This window comes from Streptomyces sp. Isolate_45 (genome assembly GCF_024721315.2).
Classification (GTDB): Bacteria; Actinomycetota; Actinomycetes; order Streptomycetales; family Streptomycetaceae; genus Streptomyces.
Genome location: NZ_JANFAK020000160.1, coordinates 1 through 17,478, shown reverse-complemented (window position 1 = coordinate 17,478; position 17,478 = coordinate 1). Strand labels below are relative to the sequence as shown.

The following is a 17,478-nucleotide window of genomic DNA, read 5'->3' as shown; positions in this document are numbered from 1 at the left end:
CAGGCCCCAGCCCGCGGCGGCCGCCGCGACGAGGCGGGCCCGGGCGGTGGCCGCGGCCTGCCGCACCGGCCCGTAGAGGGACCGGATGGAGTTGGAGGAGCCCGTCAGCTGGTTGAAGAGCAGCTCGGGGCGCGCGTCGTCGAGTTCGACGCGGACGCCGGCGAGCGGGGTGTCGAGCTCCTCGGCGACGAGCATGGCCACGGCGGTGGTGAGTCCCTGGCCGACCTCCTCGCGCGGCAGGCGGAAGCGGACGGTGCCGTCGGTGTCCACGGCGAGGGCGAGCAGGGCCGACGTGGGCGCGCCGGCCAGGATGAACAGGTCCCCCAGGTCCACCAGGTCGGCGATGGCCGGCAGGCTCGGGACCACCGCGTGCGCGGGCTGCGGCGCGAGGAGGTCGGCGCCCGCGCGGGTGACCAGGGCCAGGGTGGGCGCGGCGACGAGGTGGGTGAGGAAGGAGCGGCGGCTCCGCCCGGCCCCGCCGCCCGGTGCGCGGCCCTGTCCGTCCGCGCGGCTCTGCGCTGTCATGTCGTGGTGTCCCCCACCCCTGCCCGGGTCCGCGTCGGCGGACCGCCCCCGGTTCGTTACCGACGCGTAGCGTAGCGATCATGCAGGGGGGTGGGAAGCGGCGGGCGGAACCGATACCGGAGGACCGCGTCATCACCGCGCGGGGGGTCCTCCGTTCGGGGGGTAACCCCGGGAGTGCGCGCGACGTGTCGGGCGGTGCGGGCGCGGGCGCACACGGCTCGCACAACTCGGCCAAATGATCGAACAACCGCCTCCCGGGGGCCGGTTTCCGGCCGGACGCGGAGCGCCCGGACCGGTTTCGTTCGCACACGGCGCGAGGTCACGGATCGCCGCTGGCATATGCCCGGCGCAAGACCGTTGCGGATGTTGCCAAACGCCTTACAGCCCAACTCGCGCTGTGCAACAGTCGTAACCGGTCCTTCTTTCAGACCTGGCCGTGCCGCGCCTGTATCGGAGTTCTCATGCCGTCCCACCTGTACGCGGACCTTCCCGCGCAGCCGCCCGAGCCGGGGTCGGTGGACGCGCTGATCTCACAGACCCGCCGACTGCGGGGCGAAGTGGACGCGGTGCGCCGCGACACCGTCGTGGACGATGACGACGCCCAGGGCCGCTGGCAGCGCGCGCTGTGCGACCTCGCGGTGCACCACCTCGACGACCTCCGCCAGCACCTCGGCCAGCTCAAGGAGGGTCTGCCGCCCGCGCCCGAGCACGTCGAGGCGCCGCAGGCAGCCCCCGAGGCCACCGCCGAGGACCGTCCGACGCGCGTCGGCAGCGCCGAGTGGAACCTGCTGACCGACGAGGTGACCTGGTCCGAGGAGCTCTTCCAGATCTTCGGCCGGTCCCCCGAGGCGGGCGCGCTCCCGCTCGACGAACTGGGCTCCACCCTGTTCTCCGAGGACCAGCCGACGCTGACCGCGATGGTCACCGACTGCCTCGTGGACGGCAAACCGATAGACGGCGAGTTCCGCATCGTCCGGGCCGACGGCCGGGTACGGACGCTGCACATGAGGGGCGAGCCGGTCCTCGACTCCGACGGCTGCACGGCCTCCATGTGGGCCGTGCTGCGCGACGTGAGCGAGCTGCGCCGGAGCCAGCGGGCGGTACGCGAGTCGCACGACTCGCTCCAGCGCCGCCGGGAGATCGCGCAGACCGAGCACCGGCTGGCGGTCGAGCTGCAGGAAGCCGTGCTCCCCCCGTGGCGCGGCTCCCTGCGGTTCCCGCACGACAACGCGGGCGCGCTGGACGTGGCCGCCCACTACCTCCCCTCCGCGACCAGCGCGCTGATCGGCGGCGACTGGTACGACGCCCTCGAACTCCCCGACGGCCGCTCCCTCCTGACGGTCGGTGACCTGACCGGACACGGGGTCAGCGCCACCTCCGGAATGGCGATGATGCTCGGCGCCCTGCGCGGCATGGCCATGGCCGGGATCGAGCCGGGGCCCCTGATGGGCTGGCTCAACCAACTCCTGGAGACCTCCGTCCAGCCGGCACTGGGCTCGGCCGTCTGCTGCCGCTACGACCCCGTCCGCCGCGTCCTCTCCTGGGCGCAGGCCGGCCACCCCGCGCCCCTGCTGTTCCGCCGGGGCCAGGGCCGCCCGCTGCTCCCGCCGGAGGGCGTCCTGCTGGGAGCGACCTCCGGAGCGGTCTACGGGCAGGCGGAGGAACGGCTGGAGGCGGGAGACGTACTCGTCCTGCACACCGACGGACTGACCCCGCGCAGCATCGAGTTCAGCCGGGCGGACGGGACCGAGCGACTGCTGGCGCTCGCGCCCCGGTTCTCCGCGGCCCGGTCCGCGCGGGACTGCGTGCGGATGGTGACCGAGGAGTTCGGCGAGAGCGAGCGCGAGGACGACGCCTGCATCCTGGTCGCCCGGATAGGCGACTGACCCACACCGGCGGTCGCGGGGGGAACCCGCGACGCGAGGAGCGCGTGGGGCACCGACACGTGGGGCATCAGGGGCCGCGCCGGACGGCGCGGCCCTTCTCGTCCCCGGAACCCGGCACCGGCCGCCCCCTCAGACTCCCGTGCCGCGCGGGGCGCGCGGCGCCGGGCTGTCGGGGAGGGCCAGCTCGATCTCCTCGCGCAGGTCCTCGATCCGCGCGTACCCGGCGTACTGGCCGGTGAGCCGGTACATCTCGCGCAGTCGGTCCCATGTCCGGTGCGAGGAGGTCTCGTTCATCGAGACCAGGGCGAGGCGGGCGTACCGGTCGGCCTGCTCCGGATCGTCGGCGATGAAGCAGGCCGAGGCCATGGAGATGTAGTCGAAGATCTGCGAGCGCTGGTAGCCGTCCCCGCGCAGCCGCAGGGCCTGCCTGGCGTGGCGCGCGGCGACGGGAGCGGCCGAGGCGTCGTGGTCGGCCAGCGTCCGGTAGGCCAGGGCCTGCATGCCGTGCAGGTCCGCCTCGTCGAAGTGCTGCATCCACGAGGGCGGCGGGACGTCCCCCTTGTCGGAGACGAACAGGTCCTCCGCCTCGCCCAGCGTGCGCCGCATGGCCTGGCCCTTGCCCATGGCCGCCTGCGCCCACGCCTCGATGGTGTGCAGCATGGCCCGGGTGCGCGGCAGCGTCTGCTCGCCGGAACCCGACTTCGCCAGCTTCATCAGGTCCAGGGCCTCGTGGGGCTTGCCCAGGTGGACCATCTGGCGGGCGGCCCGGGACAGCGCCTCGCCGGCCCGCGGCCGGTCGCCGCCCTCGCGCGCCGCGTGCGCCGCGATCACGAAGTACTTCTGGGCGGTGGGTTCCAGCCCGACGTCGTGCGACATCCAGCCCGCGAGCACCGCAAGGTTCGCCGCCACCCCCCACAGTCGGCGCTGGAGGTGGTCCGGGTGGTGGTAGGCGAGCATCCCGCCCACCTCGTTGAGCTGGCCCACCACTGCCTTGCGCTGGAGCCCGCCACCCCTGGAGGCGTCCCAGGCCCGGAAGACCTCGACCGACCGCTCCAGGGCCTCGATCTCCTGGGAGCCGATCGGAGCGGCCTCGTAGCGGTCGTAGCCCGCCGGATCGGCGTGGTGGGCCTCACCGCCGAACCTCCGGGCCTCCTTGGCGGCTGCGGGGTCGGTGTGCAGCCAGTCGTACATGGCGTTGCTGAGGGCTGAGCCGGCGGTGAGCGCGGCTCCCGCGCCCATCAGACCGCGACGGTTGAGCATGAGGTCCATTCCCGTGAATTCGGTGAGGACCGCGGCTGTGCGTTCGGGCGCCCAGGGCACTCCGTCGGGGTTCTCCTGCGCCCCGTCCGGCTGCCGTTTCGTGGTGCGCCGCTGCCGTACGAACCCGAGGTCCTCGATGGTCACGACACGACCGAGCCGCTCGGTGAACAGGGCTGCCAGTACCGTGGGTACCGGTTCGCGAGGGGTCTCCCCCATGTCGATCCAGCGCCGCACCCGCGAGGTGTCGGTCGCCAACTGGTGGTGGCCCATGGCGGCCGCCTGCCGGTTGACCATCCTCGCGAGTTCGCCCTTCGACCAGCCGGCGAGGCCGAACAGGTCGTTCAGACGGGTGTTTGGTCCCTTGCTCACGTCAAGCCCCCAGGTTCTCGGCTGAGTTGACAGTAGCCCCCCGTCAGATGCCCAGCGACTATTCGCCAGGCTTCGCCAGGGCACGCCCGATGGTTCGCCACGGGCCGCCCGGTGTCAGGTAGGAATGCGCCTCCCCGACCCGGTCACCGGCGGAACTCCCCAGGGTGAAGCCGGGATCGGCGGGGTGGCGTACGCAACTCGTCGGCGCACGAAGGGAACCGTAAACGCCATGTACGCAGCCACGTCCTCCGTGTCCGTCCCGGTCCGGCCGCACCGCACGCTCCAGGCGGGCGGCGGCCCCTACCTCGATCCCGCCCGTCCGACGGCCCCGGCGCAGGGCGCCCTGCGGGCCCGGCGGATGCCTGGTGCCGGGTCGCAGCCGCTCAGCGGACGGATCGACCTGTCGGGACCGCAGGGTGCGCAGTTGCGCACCGCGCTCGCGTCGGTGCAGCGGATCTGTCCGGAGTTCACTCCCGTCCAGGTGTTGCGGCGCAGCGGCCGGTCGGTCCTGCTGGTGGGGACCACCGGACGGATGACCGCCGTGGCGAAGGTTTTACTGGATCACTCGCCCGAGTGGCGTGAGCGGTACCGGCACGAAATAGCTACGTACCGGGCGTTCGTCCGGCACCGCCCGCCGGTGCGGGTGCCCCGGCTGATCGCCGCGGACCCGGAGAACTGCGTACTGGTCGTCGAGCGGATGGCGGGACGGGTGGCGGCGCTCCAGCGGCACCCGGTGGAAGCCCCGCCGCGGGCCGACGTGCGGGCCGCGCTGGGCGCGGTGTGCCGGGTGAACCAGTGGCGTCCGCCGGTCGAGCTGTTCGGGCAGCCGGTGGACTACGCGCGGCGGATCGCGCGGGACCACCAGTTGGGACTGCTGACCGACCGGGACTTCGGCGACCTGCAGAAGCTGCTGCACGGGCTGCGGCCGGCGAGCACCCCCTGGCAGTTCAACCACGGTGACGCCCTGCTGTCGAACCTGCTGCTGTCCCCGGCCGGACCGGTCCTGCTCGACTGGGAACACGCGGGCTGGTACCTGCCGGGCTACGACCTGGCCACGCTGTGGACGGTGCTGGGTGACGCCCCCGCGGCGCGCAGCCAGATCAGCCGGTTGGCCCAGTCGGCCGGCCCGGCGTCCCGGGACGCCTTCCTGGTGAACCTGATGCTGGTGCTGACCCGGGAGATCCGGATGTCGGAGACGGCGGTGCAGCGGTCGATGCTGGCGACCGCCCCGAGCCGGCCGCTGCCGGCGGGGGCCGTGTCCTCGGGCGAAGAGCAGCGCCTGCTGCTGCGCCGCCTCCACGACGACGCCGGGATGGCGCGCAGAGCCGTCCGTGCGGCGGTCGGCACGCGCTGACCCCGGCGCGGAGGAACCCCGTACGGAAATCCCGTGTCCCGCGCCTCGCGTGGGGGACACGGGATTCCGTGCGTTCGCGCCCCGGCGGATTCGTGCCCGCCGCGGCGGTGCCGTTCCGCGCCCGTCGCTCGGGGGCCTCCGTGTCGGGTCACTCCGTTACCTTGGCGAGGAACGCGGCGAGGTTCGCCCCGGTCCGCGCGATCTTCTCCTCCTGGGTGAGCGACTCGTGGAGCCGACCGCCGACGCCCGCGTCCTTCCTGCCCCTCAGGTAGAGCGAGCAGGCGAGGTCATCGCACATGTAGACGCCCACCGAGTTGCCCTGCTGTCCGGCCTTGCCCGCTCTCGGCGCGACCAGCAGGGCGACGCCGCCGGTGTGGGTGGTCAGGCAGACCGTGCACATGCTGCGCCGCGCCTGCCCCGCGCCGCCGCCGCTCGAAGAGCGCAGTTGGACGCCGACGGGGCGGTCGTCGAGCACGGTGACGAGGTAGGCGCGGTCGGGGGCCTGCGGGTCGCGCCACCCCAGGAAGTCGAGGTCGCCCCAGGGCCGCTCGGCCAGGTCACGGGGGACGGACAGGCGCTTCGCCTCACCCTTGGTGCAGTTCACGAACGCGGCGCGGATCTCTTGCTCGGTCAGCGGCTTCATGACGCACACGCTAATTTGCCTAAATGGATTAGGCAAACTCATAATGCACATAGGTATAAGCCGCCGGGCGGTGACACGGAAGCGGAGGACGGACATGGCACCACGGGCAGAACGAGTGGGACTGACCACGGAACGCCTGGTCCGGGCGGGAGCCGAGCTGGCCGACGAGATCGGCTTCGAGCAGACGACCCCCGCGGAGCTCGCCCGCCGGTTCGGCGTCAAGACAGCGAGCCTGTACTCGCACGTGCGCAACGCCCACGACCTCAAGAGCCGGATCGCCCTTCTCGCCCTGGAGGAACTCGCCGACCGGGCCGCCGACGCCGTGGCCGGCCGGTCCGGCAAGGAGGCCCTCACGGCCTTCGCCAACGCCTACCGCGACTACGCCCTCGCCCACCCCGGGCGCTTCGTCGCCGCCCGTTTCCCGCTCGACCCGGACACCGCCGCGGCCGGAGCCGGCCCGCGGCACGCACGGATGACGCGGGCGGTGCTGCGCGGGTACGGCCTGCCCGAACCGCACGAGACGCATGCGGTACGCCTCCTGGGCAGCGTCTTCAGCGGCTACGTGACCCTGGAGAGCGCCGGCGGCTTCGGCCACAGCGCACCCGGCTCCCGGGAGAGCTGGACGGAGATCCTCGACGCGCTCGACGTACTGCTGCGCACCTGGCCCACCACCCCCTGACGGAAGCGAGCGGGACATGAACACACGAGCCGGGTGGACCACCACCCCCGTCACCGCCGGACTGCTGCGCGGCGCCCTCGACCTGGAGCACACCGAACGCGGTGCGCTCCCCCATCGATTGTCCCCACGGGCCCGGCAGCAGATCCCGGCCGGCAGCCTCGACCTCGCGGAGGCGCAGCCGTCCGGCGTACGGCTCGCCTTCCGCACCCGGGCCACCACCGTCGAACTGGACGTGGTCGCCACCAAGCGGGTGTACCCGGGCACCCCGCCCGTCGCCGACGGGGTGTACGAGCTGCTCGTGAACGGCCGGCTCGCGGGCACGGCCCGCGCACCCCACGGCGACGTGCTCACCATCGACATGGCCGCCGGGACCGCGGCGACCCGTCCCGGTCCGGTGGCGATCCTGCGGTTCGCCGGGTTGGGCGGCGGCGAGAAGGACGTGGAGATCTGGCTGCCGTACGACGAGAGCACCCGGCTCCTCGCCCTGCACACCGACGCCCCCGTCCATGCCCCGCCCCCGCACGGTCGCAAGGTGTGGCTGCACCACGGCAGTTCGATCAGCCAGGGCTCCAACGCCGCCACCCCCACCGGAACCTGGCCGGCCGTGGCCGCCGCCGCGGGTTCGGTGGAGCTCGTCAACCTGGGCTTCGGCGGCAACGCCCTGCTCGACCCCTTCACCGCCCGCGCGATGCGCGACGTGCCGGCGGACCTGATCAGCGTCAAGATCGGCATCAACCTCGTCAACACGGATCTGATGCGGCTGCGCGCCTTCGGCCCGGCCGTCCACGGGTTCCTCGACATCCTCCGCGAGGGGCACCCCTCGACCCCGCTGCTCGTCGTGTCACCGATCCACTGCGCCCTCCACGAGCGCACCCCCGGGCCCAGCGTCATGAACGTCGAGGGGACGGGTGAGGGGCGCCTGCGGTTCACGGCCGCCGGGGATCCCGCCGAGGTCGCCGCCGGAAAGCTGACGCTGAGGGTCATCCGGGAGGAACTCGCCCGGATCGTCCGGCAGCGGGCCGCCGGCGACCCGAACCTGCACCACCTCGACGGGCTCGCCCTCTACGGCGAGGCCGACGAGGCCGACCTGCCGCTGCCCGACGACCTCCATCCGGACGCCGCCACCCACCGCCTGATCGGCGAGCGCTTCGCCCGCGCCGCCTTCGGCTCCGGCGGCCCGCTCGCCGTCGGATCCCGCTGATCGGTGCCGCGTTCCCGCGGACCGATCCCCCGACTTTCCCACCGGGCCCCGGGCGCCGACGGCGGCGCATGCCTTGACATCACATGATCCCCCGAACACCTTTTCTGACTCAGCATCAGAAATGCTGGAGCCGCCGCTCACCTCCCCTCCCGCTGGAGCCCGCCCATGACCGAAAGCCCCGACCCCTTCCGCTCCTCCCCGCCCGCCGCGCCCTCCCTTCCCTCCCTTCCCTCCCGGCCTTCCCGGCCTTCCCTGCCCTCCCGCCGGACCGTCCTGGCCGGGACGGGTGCCGGGGTGCTCGCCGCCACCGTGCTGCCGGGGGCCGCCGCGCGGGCCGACGGGGCCCCGCTCGGCGAGTACGACGTCGTCGTGGTCGGGTCGGGGGCGGCCGGGATGACGGCCGCCCTGACCGCCGCGAAGCGCGGCCTGAGCGTCCTGGTCGTGGAGAAGGCCCCGACCTTCGGCGGCTCGGCGGCCCGCTCCGGCGCCGGGATCTGGCTGCCGAACAACTCGGTGATCCTGGGTGCCGGGGTGCCGGACACCCCGCAGAAGGCGGCGACGTACCTCGCGGCGGTGGTGGGACCCGAGGTGCCTGCCGACCGGCAGCAGGCGTTCCTCGCGAACGGGCCCCGGATGCTGGACTTCGTCATGGCGAACAGCCCGTTGAGGTTCCGTTTCATGGACGGCTACAGCGACTACTACCCGAACCTTCCGGGCGGACTGCCGAACGGCCGCTCCATCGAGCCGGACCAGATCGACGGAAACGTCCTGGGCGCCGAGCTGGCGCACCTGAACCCGGCGTACATGGCCGTGCCGGCCGGGATGGTGGTGTTCAGCCAGGACTACAAGTGGCTGAACCTCGCCGCGGTCAGCGCGAAGGGGCTCGCCGTGTCCGCCGAGTGCCTGGCGCGCGGGACGGCGGCCGCCCTGCGCGGGGAGAAGCCGCTGACCATGGGGCAGGCCCTGGCCACCGGGCTGCGCGCCGGCCTGCAGCGGGCGGGGGTTCCGGTGTGGCTGAACAGCCCGCTGGTGGACCTCGTCCAGGAGGGCGGCGCGGTCACGGGCGTGGTGGTGGAGAAGGCGGGCGTACGGGGCGTCGTGCGGGCCCGCAAGGGGGTGGTGATCGGCTCCGGCGGCTTCGAGCACAACGCGCGGATGCGGGAGCGGTACCAGCAGCAGCCCATCGGCACCCAGTGGTCCGTCGGGGCGAGGGAGAACACCGGCGACGGCATCCAGGCGGGCCAACGGGCCGGGGCCGAGCTGGCGTTGATGGAGGACGCCTGGTGGGGGCCGTCGATCCCGCTGCCCGGGGAACCGTACTTCTGTCTGGCGGAGCGGACGCTGCCCGGCGGCTTGATCGTCAACCGGGCGGGCGCCCGGTTCGTGAACGAGGCGGCCCCGTACAGCGACGTGGTGCACGTCATGTACGACAAGGACCGGGGCGCTCCCGGTTCGCACATCCCCGCCTGGCTGATCGTGGACCAGCACTACCGCAACAAGTACCTGTTCAAGGACATCCTGCCGACCCTGCCGTTCCCCGACTCCTGGTACGAGACGGGAGCGGCGCACAAGGCGTGGACCTGGGACGCCCTCGCGGGCCGGATCGGGGTGCCGGCGGGCGCGCTGCGGGCGACGCTCAACCGGTTCAACGCCCAGGCGTGGAGCGGTGACGACACCGACCACCACCGGGGTGACACCGCGTACGACCACTACTACACGGACCCGAACGTGCGCCCGAACTCGTGCCTGGCGCCGATCTGGGTGCCACCGTTCTACGCGTTCAAGATCGTGCCCGGTGACCTGGGCACGAAGGGCGGCATCGTGACGGACGCGCGGGCGCGGGCGCTGCGGCCGGACGGCACGGTGATCCGCGGCCTGTGGGCGGCGGGCAACGCGAGCGCGGCGGTCATGGGGCACAGCTACGCGGGGGCCGGATCGACGATCGGGCCCGCGATGACGTTCGGCTACGTGGCGGCGAACGACATCGCGGACGCGTGACGCGGACCTGGCCGGCCCGTGGCGCTCGCGGCGCGCGGCCCGGTCGGGCTCAGCCCTGCTGGAACAGCTCGGCGGGGAGCGGCTTGAGCAGCGCGTAGAGGTCGTCGGTGATCGGCCGGTCCCAGCTGGCGATGGTCACGAGGACGTTGTCGCTGCGGTCGAACTGCACGCAGGAGATCCGACTCTCGGAGAGCTTGACCTTGCGGACGATGAGGAGGTTGTCGCCCTGCATGACGGGGCAGTCCTCCGAGCCGGTGACCTCGACCTCCTCCTCGTTCTCGAGGGCGTCGAGGAGCTGGGCCACCTCGAAGGGGACCTCGCCCTCGGCGAGGTCCCGGGCGGGGGACCCCTCGGGGAGGTTTCCGATGATCATCGCGGGGCCGCGGCCGCCGAACAGGTCGTAGCGCAGGAAGACGCCCTGACAGCTGCCGTCGGGGGCGGGGAGCAGCCCGGCCCCGAGGTTGCCCGGCCAGTCCCCCGGGTCCATGGCCAGGACGTCGAAGTCCGGGCCGGCGGGTGTGGCGGCGCGGTGGCGGCGGAGGAAGGACATGTCGCCATGGTACGTGGCCGCGCGCGTTTTCCGGATCGGGGTCCCGGGGCCGGGCCCGCCCGGACATCCCGGACCTGCGGGTACTGGCCTTCGCGGGAATCCGCTCCTTACCCGACACGGGCGACGGGCGGACGGGCCGGTCGGCGGCGGGAACCGGCGCGACGGGGGCGAACCGGTGGGACGGGAGCGACGCGCTCCGGTGTCTGCCGGGCCTCCGAGGCCAGGCCGGGCCGGCGTCGGCGTGGGGGTGGGGGTGTGGCGCCGGGCCCGGCGCAGGTGGGTGACGGGGCCGTGGGGCGGGCGGGGATCGGCGGCGCCTCCCCCGCACCATCGGCCGCGCGGCGGACGGCGTGGGCCAGGACGGCCGCCTCGTCCCGGAAGGGCATGATCCCGGCCCGGCTCCCGTCAGGAACCGCTCCGGCTCATCGCGCGCCACGGGCGAACGCCGCCAGCGCGTCGGCGAGTCCGGCGGGATCGGTGCCCAGTTTGCGGCAGACGGCGGACAGTTCGGGGCCGGCCTGGGAGGGGACGCCGCCGACCACGGCAGCGGCCGCGTTCAGTTCCTCCGGGGTCGGCTCGTCCTCCCAGGAGGAACCGCAGGGCAGCTCGCCGCCGAGGGTGAGCAGCCGGTGCGTGAGGGTGGCGGTGAGCGCGTCCGCACCGCATTCGCGGCTGGTGAGGAGCGCGCGGGTGAGGACGGCCCGGTCCTGGAGTTCGGTGCCGAGCGCGGTCAGCGCGAGGGCGAGTTCGTAGCCGGCGGGGGAGGCGGCCAGCAGGGTGACCGCCTCGTGCAGCAGCGGCAGCCGGTCCTGCGGGGCGGCGACGTCGGCCGAGACCCGCAGGGCCTGTCCGATGCCGGAGGGGGCGCCGAACGCCCGGGCCCGGCGCAGGGCGTCGGCGGCCAACGCCCTGGCCCTGGCCGGGTCCTCGGGGGCGACCGCCAGGGCCAGGTGCAGCTGCCACGGGCACCAGGACGGGTTCTGGATCCCGCGCGGGGTGAGCCGCCGGTCCACGGCTTCGAGTTCGGCGGCGGCTGCCTTGCGGTCGCCGCGCGCGAGCAGCAGTTCGGCGTGAACGGTCTGGGAGTCGGGGAAGACGACGGCGGCGGGGAAGGGCTCCCCGTAGTCGTGTTCGTGTGCCAGTTCCCAGGCTTCGTCGGTCCGGCCGCGGGCTATGAGGGTGGTGACGAGGATGGCGATGGCGTACCAGTGCACGGGCGTACGGCGGCCCACGCGTTCGGCGAGCCGGAGGCCGGTGCGGGCCAGTTCCTCGGCTTCGACGAGCCGGCCGCGGCGGTAGCGGATGTAGCCGCGCAGGCTGTGCGCGAAGGACAGGTGGGCGCCGTACCAGCCCTGGCGTTCGAACTCGGCGGTGCCCGCCTCGAAGAGTTCCTCGGCGCGGCCGGGCCGGTCGGCGTACATGTGGACCATGGCGGTCAGCACGGGGACCTCGAAGCCGCGGTCCTCGTGGGCCCAGCTGAAGTGTTCCTCCAGGACCCGGTCCGCGTGGTGCAGGACCACCTCGACGGGTTCGCCGCGCAGGCAGGCGTCCCAGGCGCGGAGCCCGATGACGTACCGCTCGGTGAGGTCGCGGCCGGTGAGGTGTTCGGCGAGCTTGGTGAGGCGGCGGGAGCGGGCCGGGGAGTCGGGTTCGGCGGCGTTGAATGCGTCCCACATGAACTGTTCGGACTGCAGGCGCAGTCGGGCGCGGGCGTCCTGGGTGTGCGGGATCTCCCGGGCGAGCAGTTCGGAGGCCTCGGACAGGAGGTCGCTGTGGGAGAGGACCTGGGCGAGGCGGATGACGATGCCCTGGCGCAGGGCCGGGTCGTCGAAGGGTTCGGCGAGGGCGGCCCGCAGGTGGTTGACGGTGTTCGCGGGTTCGGTGAGCAGCGAGGCGCAGCCCAGTTCGTAGAGCACGGCTGCGCGTTCGTCGAAGTCCGGGGGTTCCTGGAGGGCGCGGGCGAGCTGGCGGCGGGCGGCCTCGGGGGCGCCGGACCGGAGGTTCTCGGCGGCGGCCTCGCGCAGGGTGCGCACCACCCAGGGGTCGTTCTCCGGCTGGGTTTCCAACAGGTGGCGGGCGGCGGCGGAGGAGCCGAGCCCGGCGTCGACGACGGCGGACGCGGTCTTGCCGTGGAGGGCGACGCGCAGGGCGTCGGGGATGCCCCGGTAGATGGCGGTGGCGATGAGGGGGTGGACGAACTCCAGTCCGGCGGCGGCGTCCTCGGGGGCCGCGGACAGGATGCGGGCGTCGCGCAGCCGGAGGGTGGCGTCGGCGGCCTCCTCGGTGCCGAGGCCGGCGACGCGGGCGGCGATCTGCTGCGGGATCGCGGTGCCGAGGACCGAGCAGGCCCAGGCGAACCGCACGGTGGAGGGGCCGAGGCTCTGCAGGCGGGCGACGAGGCCGCTGCCGCGCTGGGCGGCGACGAGGTCGCGCAGCAGTGGGGCGCTGGCCTCGACCGGGGGAAGGCCCTTGTCGCGGACCTTGGCCGTGAGTTCGACGGCTTCGAAGGGGTTGCCGGTGGTGACGGTCCAGGCTTCCTGGCAGAAGGCGTCGTCGGCGTGTTCCCCGACCGTCTCGCGGACCAGGGTGGTGACGGCGGCCGCGCTGAGCGGGGCGAGGGGCAGGGGGCGTTGTCCGGCCCGGCCGGGCAGGGTGCGGAAGGACTCGGCGTGGGCGGGCAGTTCGTCGGGGCGGTAGGCGACGACGAGTAGCAGCGGCAGGTGTTCGGCGCGCGGGGCGAAGGCGGCGAGCCAGCCCAGGGATTCGGCGTCGGCCCAGTGGGCGTCGTCGAGCACGAGGACGACGGGGGCCCGTTGGACGGTGAGGTGGGTGAGGACCCAGTCGAGCCCGTCGCGCAGGCCCTGGGGGTCCGGCGGGGCGCCCTCGGGGGCGCACAGGCCGAGTGCGGGGCCGACGATGGCGTACCAACTGCCGAGGGTCTCGCGCAGGGCGGCTTCGGAGCGGCCGGCCAGCTGGGGTTGGATGAGCTGGCGGGCGACGTGGAAGGGCTGGCCCTGTTCCTGTTCGCCGCCGCGGGCGGCGAGCAGGGTGCAGTCGCGGGCGAGCGCCCGGCGGCGCACTTCGGCGAGCAGCGTCGTCTTGCCGAGGCCGGCCGGTCCGGAGAGGGCGAGCAGGGCGCCGCCGGTGTCCGGGCCGGGGTCGGTGAGCCGGTCGAGGGCCTCGTCGACGGCGACGAGTTCCGCTTCGCGTTCGAAGATGGTGCGCCGTATCCGGGTCCGGCGGTCCGTCATGGCTGGTACCCCCCAGGCCTGTTCGGAGGATCAGCGTACGCCCGCGCGTGCGCCGGGGAAGGCCCGAGCTCGGGAAAGATCGGAATGTTTTCCGGATTTCGCTATTCCGCCGAACGGGTGGCGAGTTCCTCCAGTACGGAGACCGCTTCGGCGGCCCGGTCGGCGGCCACGAACAGGTGGTCGTGGTGGTGGCCGGCGACCACGTTGCAGCTGAGTCCGTGGGCGGCCAGTTCGGCGGCGAAGGCTCCGGTCAGGCCGACGGCGTCGAGGGCGGAGTGGATCCGCAGGGTGATCCAGCCGGCCGTCCAGTCGTAGGCGAGTCCGGCGGCGTCGGCGTCCTCCTGGCGCAGGACCAGGGTGAGGCCCTCGGGTTCCAGGACGGTGGCGACGGGGGTGAGGCCGTCGGGTGCGCGCGTGGACCCGGGGAGGGTGCAGAAGACGTACCTGCCCTCGTTCAGTTCCGGGCGCATGCCGCTCAGCAGTTTCCTCAGGTCGCTCTCTCCGCTCATGCGCCAACCCTACCTATCATCCCGATATGACCGAATCGGTGGCCCCGGTGGCGAACGAGCCGGCGGAACGGCACGCCTCCTGGCTGGAGCTGTTCTTCGACCTGACGGCGGTGGCCGGCGTCGCCCAGCTGGCGCACCTGCTGCACGGGGGGCCGGGGTGGGCCGATCTCGCCCTGTACACGGTGATGTTCCTGGCCTTCTGGACGGGCTGGATGCTGTTCACGGTGTACGGGAACGTCACCGGCGAGCAGGCCGGTACCCGCACCGTCCTCGCGGGGATGTTCGGCATGGCGGTGATGGCGGCCTCGGTGCACGGCGTGCGCGAGGACAAGGCGTGGGCCTTCGCCCTCGCCTACATCGTGGTGCGGTCCCTGGCGGGCAAGGCGTGGGGGCGGCGCGGGGAGTACGTGGCCGACCTGCCGATCACCCAGGTGGGGCTGGGGCTGACGCCGTGGATCGTGTCGATGTGGTGCGACGGGACGGTCCGTTACGCCCTGTGGGCGCTGGGGCTGGCCATCGACCTGGTCGTGATGTTCACGGTCTCCGCCCAGAGGGTGACGGCGCGCGTGGAACAGCAGTACGCGGCCGCCGGGGCGCGCGGGGAGCGGAAGCGGCCCGTGCCGCGTGCGGCCCTGACGGACGCTCCGCACCTCGGTGAGCGGCTCGGCCTGTTCGTGCTGATCGTGCTGGGCGAGGCGATCGCGCAGATGGTCGCGGCGGCCTCGGTCGCGGAGTGGGACTGGGCGCTGTGCGGGGTGGGCGTCGGCGCCTTCGTGCTGCTGCTCCAGTTGTGGTCGCTGTCGTTGCGGCACGGCGCGGACGGGATCCCGCTGCTCGCCGTGGACGCCCTGCCGCTACGGATGGCGCTGCCGCTGCACTGCTTCGTGGCCGGGTCGGTGGCGGCGTTCGCGGCGGCGGCGGGCGACGCGGTGGCGTACGCGGACGGCCCCGTACCGGATGCCGTGCGGTGGCTGATGTGCGCGACCCTGGGGGTGTACCTGCTGATCGCGGGTTCGGCGGCGGCGTGTTCGGGTCGGGGCGCGGCTCGGACGGCGCTGCTGGTGGGGCCCGCGCTGGTACTGGTGGCCGTGCTGTGCGCGGTCGCCGGCGGCTGGGGGCCGGTGGCGCTGGTGTGGACGCTGGTGCTGGCCGTGCGGTGGCCGCTCCTGGTGGAGCGGCTGCGCCCGTCGCCGCCCCCGGCCCGGGTGGCCCCGTAGCGGCGGCGACGTCACCGGGCGGGCGGGCGACGTCCACGGGCCGGGGCCACCGCGGGGTTTCGGCCGCTACCGGGCGGCCGTCCGGACGCGGATGCGGGAGGAGGGGACGGCGCGGTCCAGGGCGGACCGTACCCGGTCGTCGCCGGTGTGGGAGCCGCGCACGAGTCGCATGGAGCAGCCGCACCGGGCGACGACGGTCCGGTCCCAGCCCCACTGCTCCAATTCCACCACCTCGTCGAACCGGTATTCGTGGTACCAGTCGTCGCGGCCGTGGACGACCGAGTGCGGGGTCAGCACCAGTCGGTCGCCGCGGGCCCCGCGGTCCGTGGCGCGGGCGAGCAGGGGCCTGCGGAAGACCTCGCCGGGCGGGAAGGGCGTGTCCCACACCTCGCAGACGCCGGTGTGCTCCAGGCGTCGTCCGTCCAGCCCGGTGAGCGAGGGGTGCACCCCGACGGGCACGACCAGCAGGGCCCCTTCGAGCGCCGCCCGCATGGCCTCGCGGACCTCCTGCGGGGTGACTCGCCCCAGTTGCGTCAGGGCGGTCGCGTCGTCGAGGTAGGGGATCCCGTACAGGTCGGGGTTCGACGCCTCCTGCAGCCGGGCCCACGGGTCGGGCTGCTCCGTCCAGGTCCTGCGGAGCCAGGTGAGGTACTCCGTCAACTCGCCGGGGAGAGGCGGTTCCTGTGCCATGCGGACCGCTTCGCCCCACAGGGCGGCGGCCACCGCCGCCTCCTTCCCCCCGGCGGCGTCGAGCACCAGGATCCGCTCGACGGAGAGCGCGTCGCGCGAAACCTCGACCACGTCCACGTGACTGCTGATGCCGAGGCGTTCGCGCAACAGCCGGTCGACCCGCTCCATGAGGACGCAGTGCCCCATGCGGGCCGCCGCCGAGCCGATCGGGGCGTCCAGGGCGAGGGCGATCCCGTCGGTGTCCCGCTGCGCCCAGACATGGCCGGCGAGCCGGCGCGGGGCACGCCGCGGGGGCCGGGTGCCCTCGGGGAGGGGCAGGCGCAGCCCTTCCGGCTCGGGGCCGCTGAGCAGGAGGACGGCGTTGCCCCGCGTGAAGTGGGTCGCGGCGTGCTCCCGGACCATGTCGGCGGTCAGCGCCCGGTGTCCGGGGCCCCGCTGCCCGGCGAGCCCGAGGGCCCGCGCGCCGTAGCGGGCGCTCAGCGCCTGGGCGGCGCGGACGTCCACGGGCGCCGTGTTCTCGATCTCCAGGATGCCCGCCACGTGTTCCAGGCGGTCCAGGGGCAGGTCGGACAGGGTCCGGCACACCGACTCCAGGAAGCGAACCACCTCTTCGGGGGCCCCGGAGCCGTAGAAGCGGGTTTCGTCCAGGTCGGACAGCGATCCGTACGTCACCAGGCCCGCGCCCGCCTCCGCACCCGCCCGTTCCGCGGTGAGGCGCTCGACGACCTGGCTCGCGCCCAACGTCCGGTACGTCTCGTCGCGGACCCCGCAGCCGAAGCGCAGACCGAACCGGAGCGGGCCCGTCGAGGGGATCCGGTGGACGGGTATCCCGTCAATGGTGGTGCGTCGCATGGCGGCGATCCTAGGGCCTGCCGTCGAACTCCCGCCGCGCGCCCGGAGGGCGGCCTCCCGGGCGCGCGGCGGTCGGGTCGGACCGGGCCCGATCCGATCGGCTCCGCGGGTCGGGTCGGGTCGGAGCCGCCGGTCGGGTCAGGTCGGGCCGAACCGTCCGACCCGTGCCTGCACGACGAACTTGCGCCACTCGTCCGGCGCGAAGATCACCGAAGGGCCGTCCGGGCGCTCGCTGTCGCGCATCGCGATGAACCCCTCGACGAAGGCGATCTGGACGTCGCCCACCCCTCGGCTGCCCGGCTGCCAGTCCGCGCCGCTGAGATCGAGGTCGGGCCTGCCCCAGCCTGCGAGGGGTCGCGAAATCATGCTCTCGGCCACGTGCGTGCTCCTCCCGGTACGTCGTCCGGCCGCCCAGGGTAGCCATCGAGCCGGGTGCCGCACAGGCCGCCCGCGGGGCCCGGCGCGCGGGCGGTGATCCGCCGCCGCGCGGCCAC

Annotated in this window: 14 protein-coding genes; 6 read left to right on the top strand and 8 right to left on the bottom strand. The window is 73.9% G+C overall.

Annotated elements, in window-relative coordinates:
* Positions 1–525, bottom strand: a 525-nt coding sequence (locus NOD94_RS33655; RefSeq protein ID WP_281209991.1) for a molybdopterin cofactor-binding domain-containing protein, incomplete at its 3' end; no start/stop codon positions are given.
* 461 nt (positions 526–986) lie between these two features.
* Between NOD94_RS33655 and NOD94_RS33650 the strand changes: the two genes are divergently transcribed.
* The gene (locus NOD94_RS33650) at positions 987–2,411 is read left to right on the top strand and encodes a SpoIIE family protein phosphatase (protein ID WP_281209990.1); all 1,425 of its coding nucleotides are present in this window, start codon (positions 987–989) and stop codon (positions 2,409–2,411) included.
* A gap of 129 nt (positions 2,412–2,540) precedes the next feature.
* Here NOD94_RS33650 and NOD94_RS33645 read toward each other — a convergent pair whose 3' ends face one another.
* On the bottom strand, positions 2,541–4,040 hold the full coding sequence (locus tag NOD94_RS33645; RefSeq protein WP_281209989.1) for a hypothetical protein: 1,500 nt from the start codon (positions 4,038–4,040) through the stop codon (positions 2,541–2,543).
* A 229-nt stretch (positions 4,041–4,269) separates the two neighbouring features.
* Here NOD94_RS33645 and NOD94_RS33640 point away from each other — a divergent pair, with 229 nt between their 5' ends.
* Positions 4,270–5,394 (top strand): aminoglycoside phosphotransferase family protein, encoded by a 1,125-nt coding sequence (locus NOD94_RS33640; protein ID WP_281209988.1) that lies wholly within the window; start codon positions 4,270–4,272, stop codon positions 5,392–5,394.
* Positions 5,395–5,542: 148 nt separating this feature from the next.
* On the opposite strand, the gene NOD94_RS33635 is transcribed toward NOD94_RS33640, so the two are convergent.
* Positions 5,543–6,037 carry an FBP domain-containing protein gene (locus tag NOD94_RS33635; RefSeq protein WP_281209987.1) on the bottom strand — a complete coding sequence of 165 codons (495 nt, stop codon included), beginning with the start codon at positions 6,035–6,037 and terminating at the stop codon, positions 5,543–5,545.
* A gap of 94 nt (positions 6,038–6,131) precedes the next feature.
* Between NOD94_RS33635 and NOD94_RS33630 the strand changes: the two genes are divergently transcribed.
* The 3 genes from NOD94_RS33630 to kstD all read left to right on the top strand — a co-directional run bounded on the left by NOD94_RS33630 (position 6,132) and on the right by kstD (position 9,915).
* Positions 6,132–6,716 (top strand): TetR/AcrR family transcriptional regulator, encoded by a 585-nt coding sequence (locus NOD94_RS33630; RefSeq protein ID WP_281209986.1) that lies wholly within the window; start codon positions 6,132–6,134, stop codon positions 6,714–6,716.
* Between the two features lie 16 nt (positions 6,717–6,732).
* Complete coding sequence (locus NOD94_RS33625) at positions 6,733–7,917, top strand: GDSL-type esterase/lipase family protein (protein WP_281209985.1); 1,185 nt, start codon at positions 6,733–6,735, stop codon at positions 7,915–7,917.
* Between the two features lie 165 nt (positions 7,918–8,082).
* The gene (gene kstD, locus NOD94_RS33620) at positions 8,083–9,915 is read left to right on the top strand and encodes a 3-oxosteroid 1-dehydrogenase (RefSeq protein WP_281209984.1); all 1,833 of its coding nucleotides are present in this window, start codon (positions 8,083–8,085) and stop codon (positions 9,913–9,915) included.
* A gap of 49 nt (positions 9,916–9,964) precedes the next feature.
* Here the strand turns inward: kstD and NOD94_RS33615 are convergent, their stop codons facing one another.
* From NOD94_RS33615 to NOD94_RS33605, 3 genes are all read right to left on the bottom strand, one after another.
* Positions 9,965–10,465 carry a hypothetical protein gene (locus NOD94_RS33615; protein WP_281209983.1) on the bottom strand — a complete coding sequence of 167 codons (501 nt, stop codon included), beginning with the start codon at positions 10,463–10,465 and terminating at the stop codon, positions 9,965–9,967.
* A 422-nt stretch (positions 10,466–10,887) separates the two neighbouring features.
* The gene (locus tag NOD94_RS33610; protein ID WP_281209982.1) at positions 10,888–13,716 is read right to left on the bottom strand and encodes an AAA family ATPase; all 2,829 of its coding nucleotides are present in this window, start codon (positions 13,714–13,716) and stop codon (positions 10,888–10,890) included.
* 101 nt (positions 13,717–13,817) lie between these two features.
* On the bottom strand, positions 13,818–14,225 hold the full coding sequence (locus tag NOD94_RS33605; protein ID WP_281209981.1) for an ACT domain-containing protein: 408 nt from the start codon (positions 14,223–14,225) through the stop codon (positions 13,818–13,820).
* A 26-nt stretch (positions 14,226–14,251) separates the two neighbouring features.
* Between NOD94_RS33605 and NOD94_RS33600 the strand changes: the two genes are divergently transcribed.
* A complete protein-coding gene (locus NOD94_RS33600; RefSeq protein WP_281209980.1) occupies positions 14,252–15,442 on the top strand; it encodes a low temperature requirement protein A in 1,191 nt (396 codons plus the stop codon).
* A 66-nt stretch (positions 15,443–15,508) separates the two neighbouring features.
* Here NOD94_RS33600 and NOD94_RS33595 read toward each other — a convergent pair whose 3' ends face one another.
* Both NOD94_RS33595 and NOD94_RS33590 read right to left on the bottom strand, forming a co-directional pair.
* Positions 15,509–16,984, bottom strand: a complete 1,476-nt coding sequence (locus NOD94_RS33595) for a hypothetical protein (RefSeq protein ID WP_281209979.1) — start codon at positions 16,982–16,984, stop codon at positions 15,509–15,511.
* A 138-nt stretch (positions 16,985–17,122) separates the two neighbouring features.
* Entirely contained in the window at positions 17,123–17,362 is a 240-nt protein-coding gene (locus NOD94_RS33590; RefSeq protein ID WP_281209978.1) for a DUF397 domain-containing protein, read from the bottom strand.
* Positions 17,363–17,478: the final 116 nt, after the last annotated feature.

Coding starts and splice junctions, on each gene's coding strand:
- NOD94_RS33650 (WP_281209990.1), top strand. CDS start 987: ATGCCGTCCCACCTGTACGCGGACCTTCCCGCGCAGCCGCCCGAGCCG.
- NOD94_RS33640 (WP_281209988.1), top strand. CDS start 4,270: ATGTACGCAGCCACGTCCTCCGTGTCCGTCCCGGTCCGGCCGCACCGC.
- NOD94_RS33635 (WP_281209987.1), bottom strand. CDS start 6,037: ATGAAGCCGCTGACCGAGCAAGAGATCCGCGCCGCGTTCGTGAACTGC.
- NOD94_RS33630 (WP_281209986.1), top strand. CDS start 6,132: ATGGCACCACGGGCAGAACGAGTGGGACTGACCACGGAACGCCTGGTC.
- NOD94_RS33625 (WP_281209985.1), top strand. CDS start 6,733: ATGAACACACGAGCCGGGTGGACCACCACCCCCGTCACCGCCGGACTG.
- kstD (WP_281209984.1), top strand. CDS start 8,083: ATGACCGAAAGCCCCGACCCCTTCCGCTCCTCCCCGCCCGCCGCGCCC.
- NOD94_RS33615 (WP_281209983.1), bottom strand. CDS start 10,465: ATGTCCTTCCTCCGCCGCCACCGCGCCGCCACACCCGCCGGCCCGGAC.
- NOD94_RS33610 (WP_281209982.1), bottom strand. CDS start 13,716: ATGACGGACCGCCGGACCCGGATACGGCGCACCATCTTCGAACGCGAA.
- NOD94_RS33605 (WP_281209981.1), bottom strand. CDS start 14,225: ATGAGCGGAGAGAGCGACCTGAGGAAACTGCTGAGCGGCATGCGCCCG.
- NOD94_RS33600 (WP_281209980.1), top strand. CDS start 14,252: ATGACCGAATCGGTGGCCCCGGTGGCGAACGAGCCGGCGGAACGGCAC.
- NOD94_RS33595 (WP_281209979.1), bottom strand. CDS start 16,984: ATGCGACGCACCACCATTGACGGGATACCCGTCCACCGGATCCCCTCG.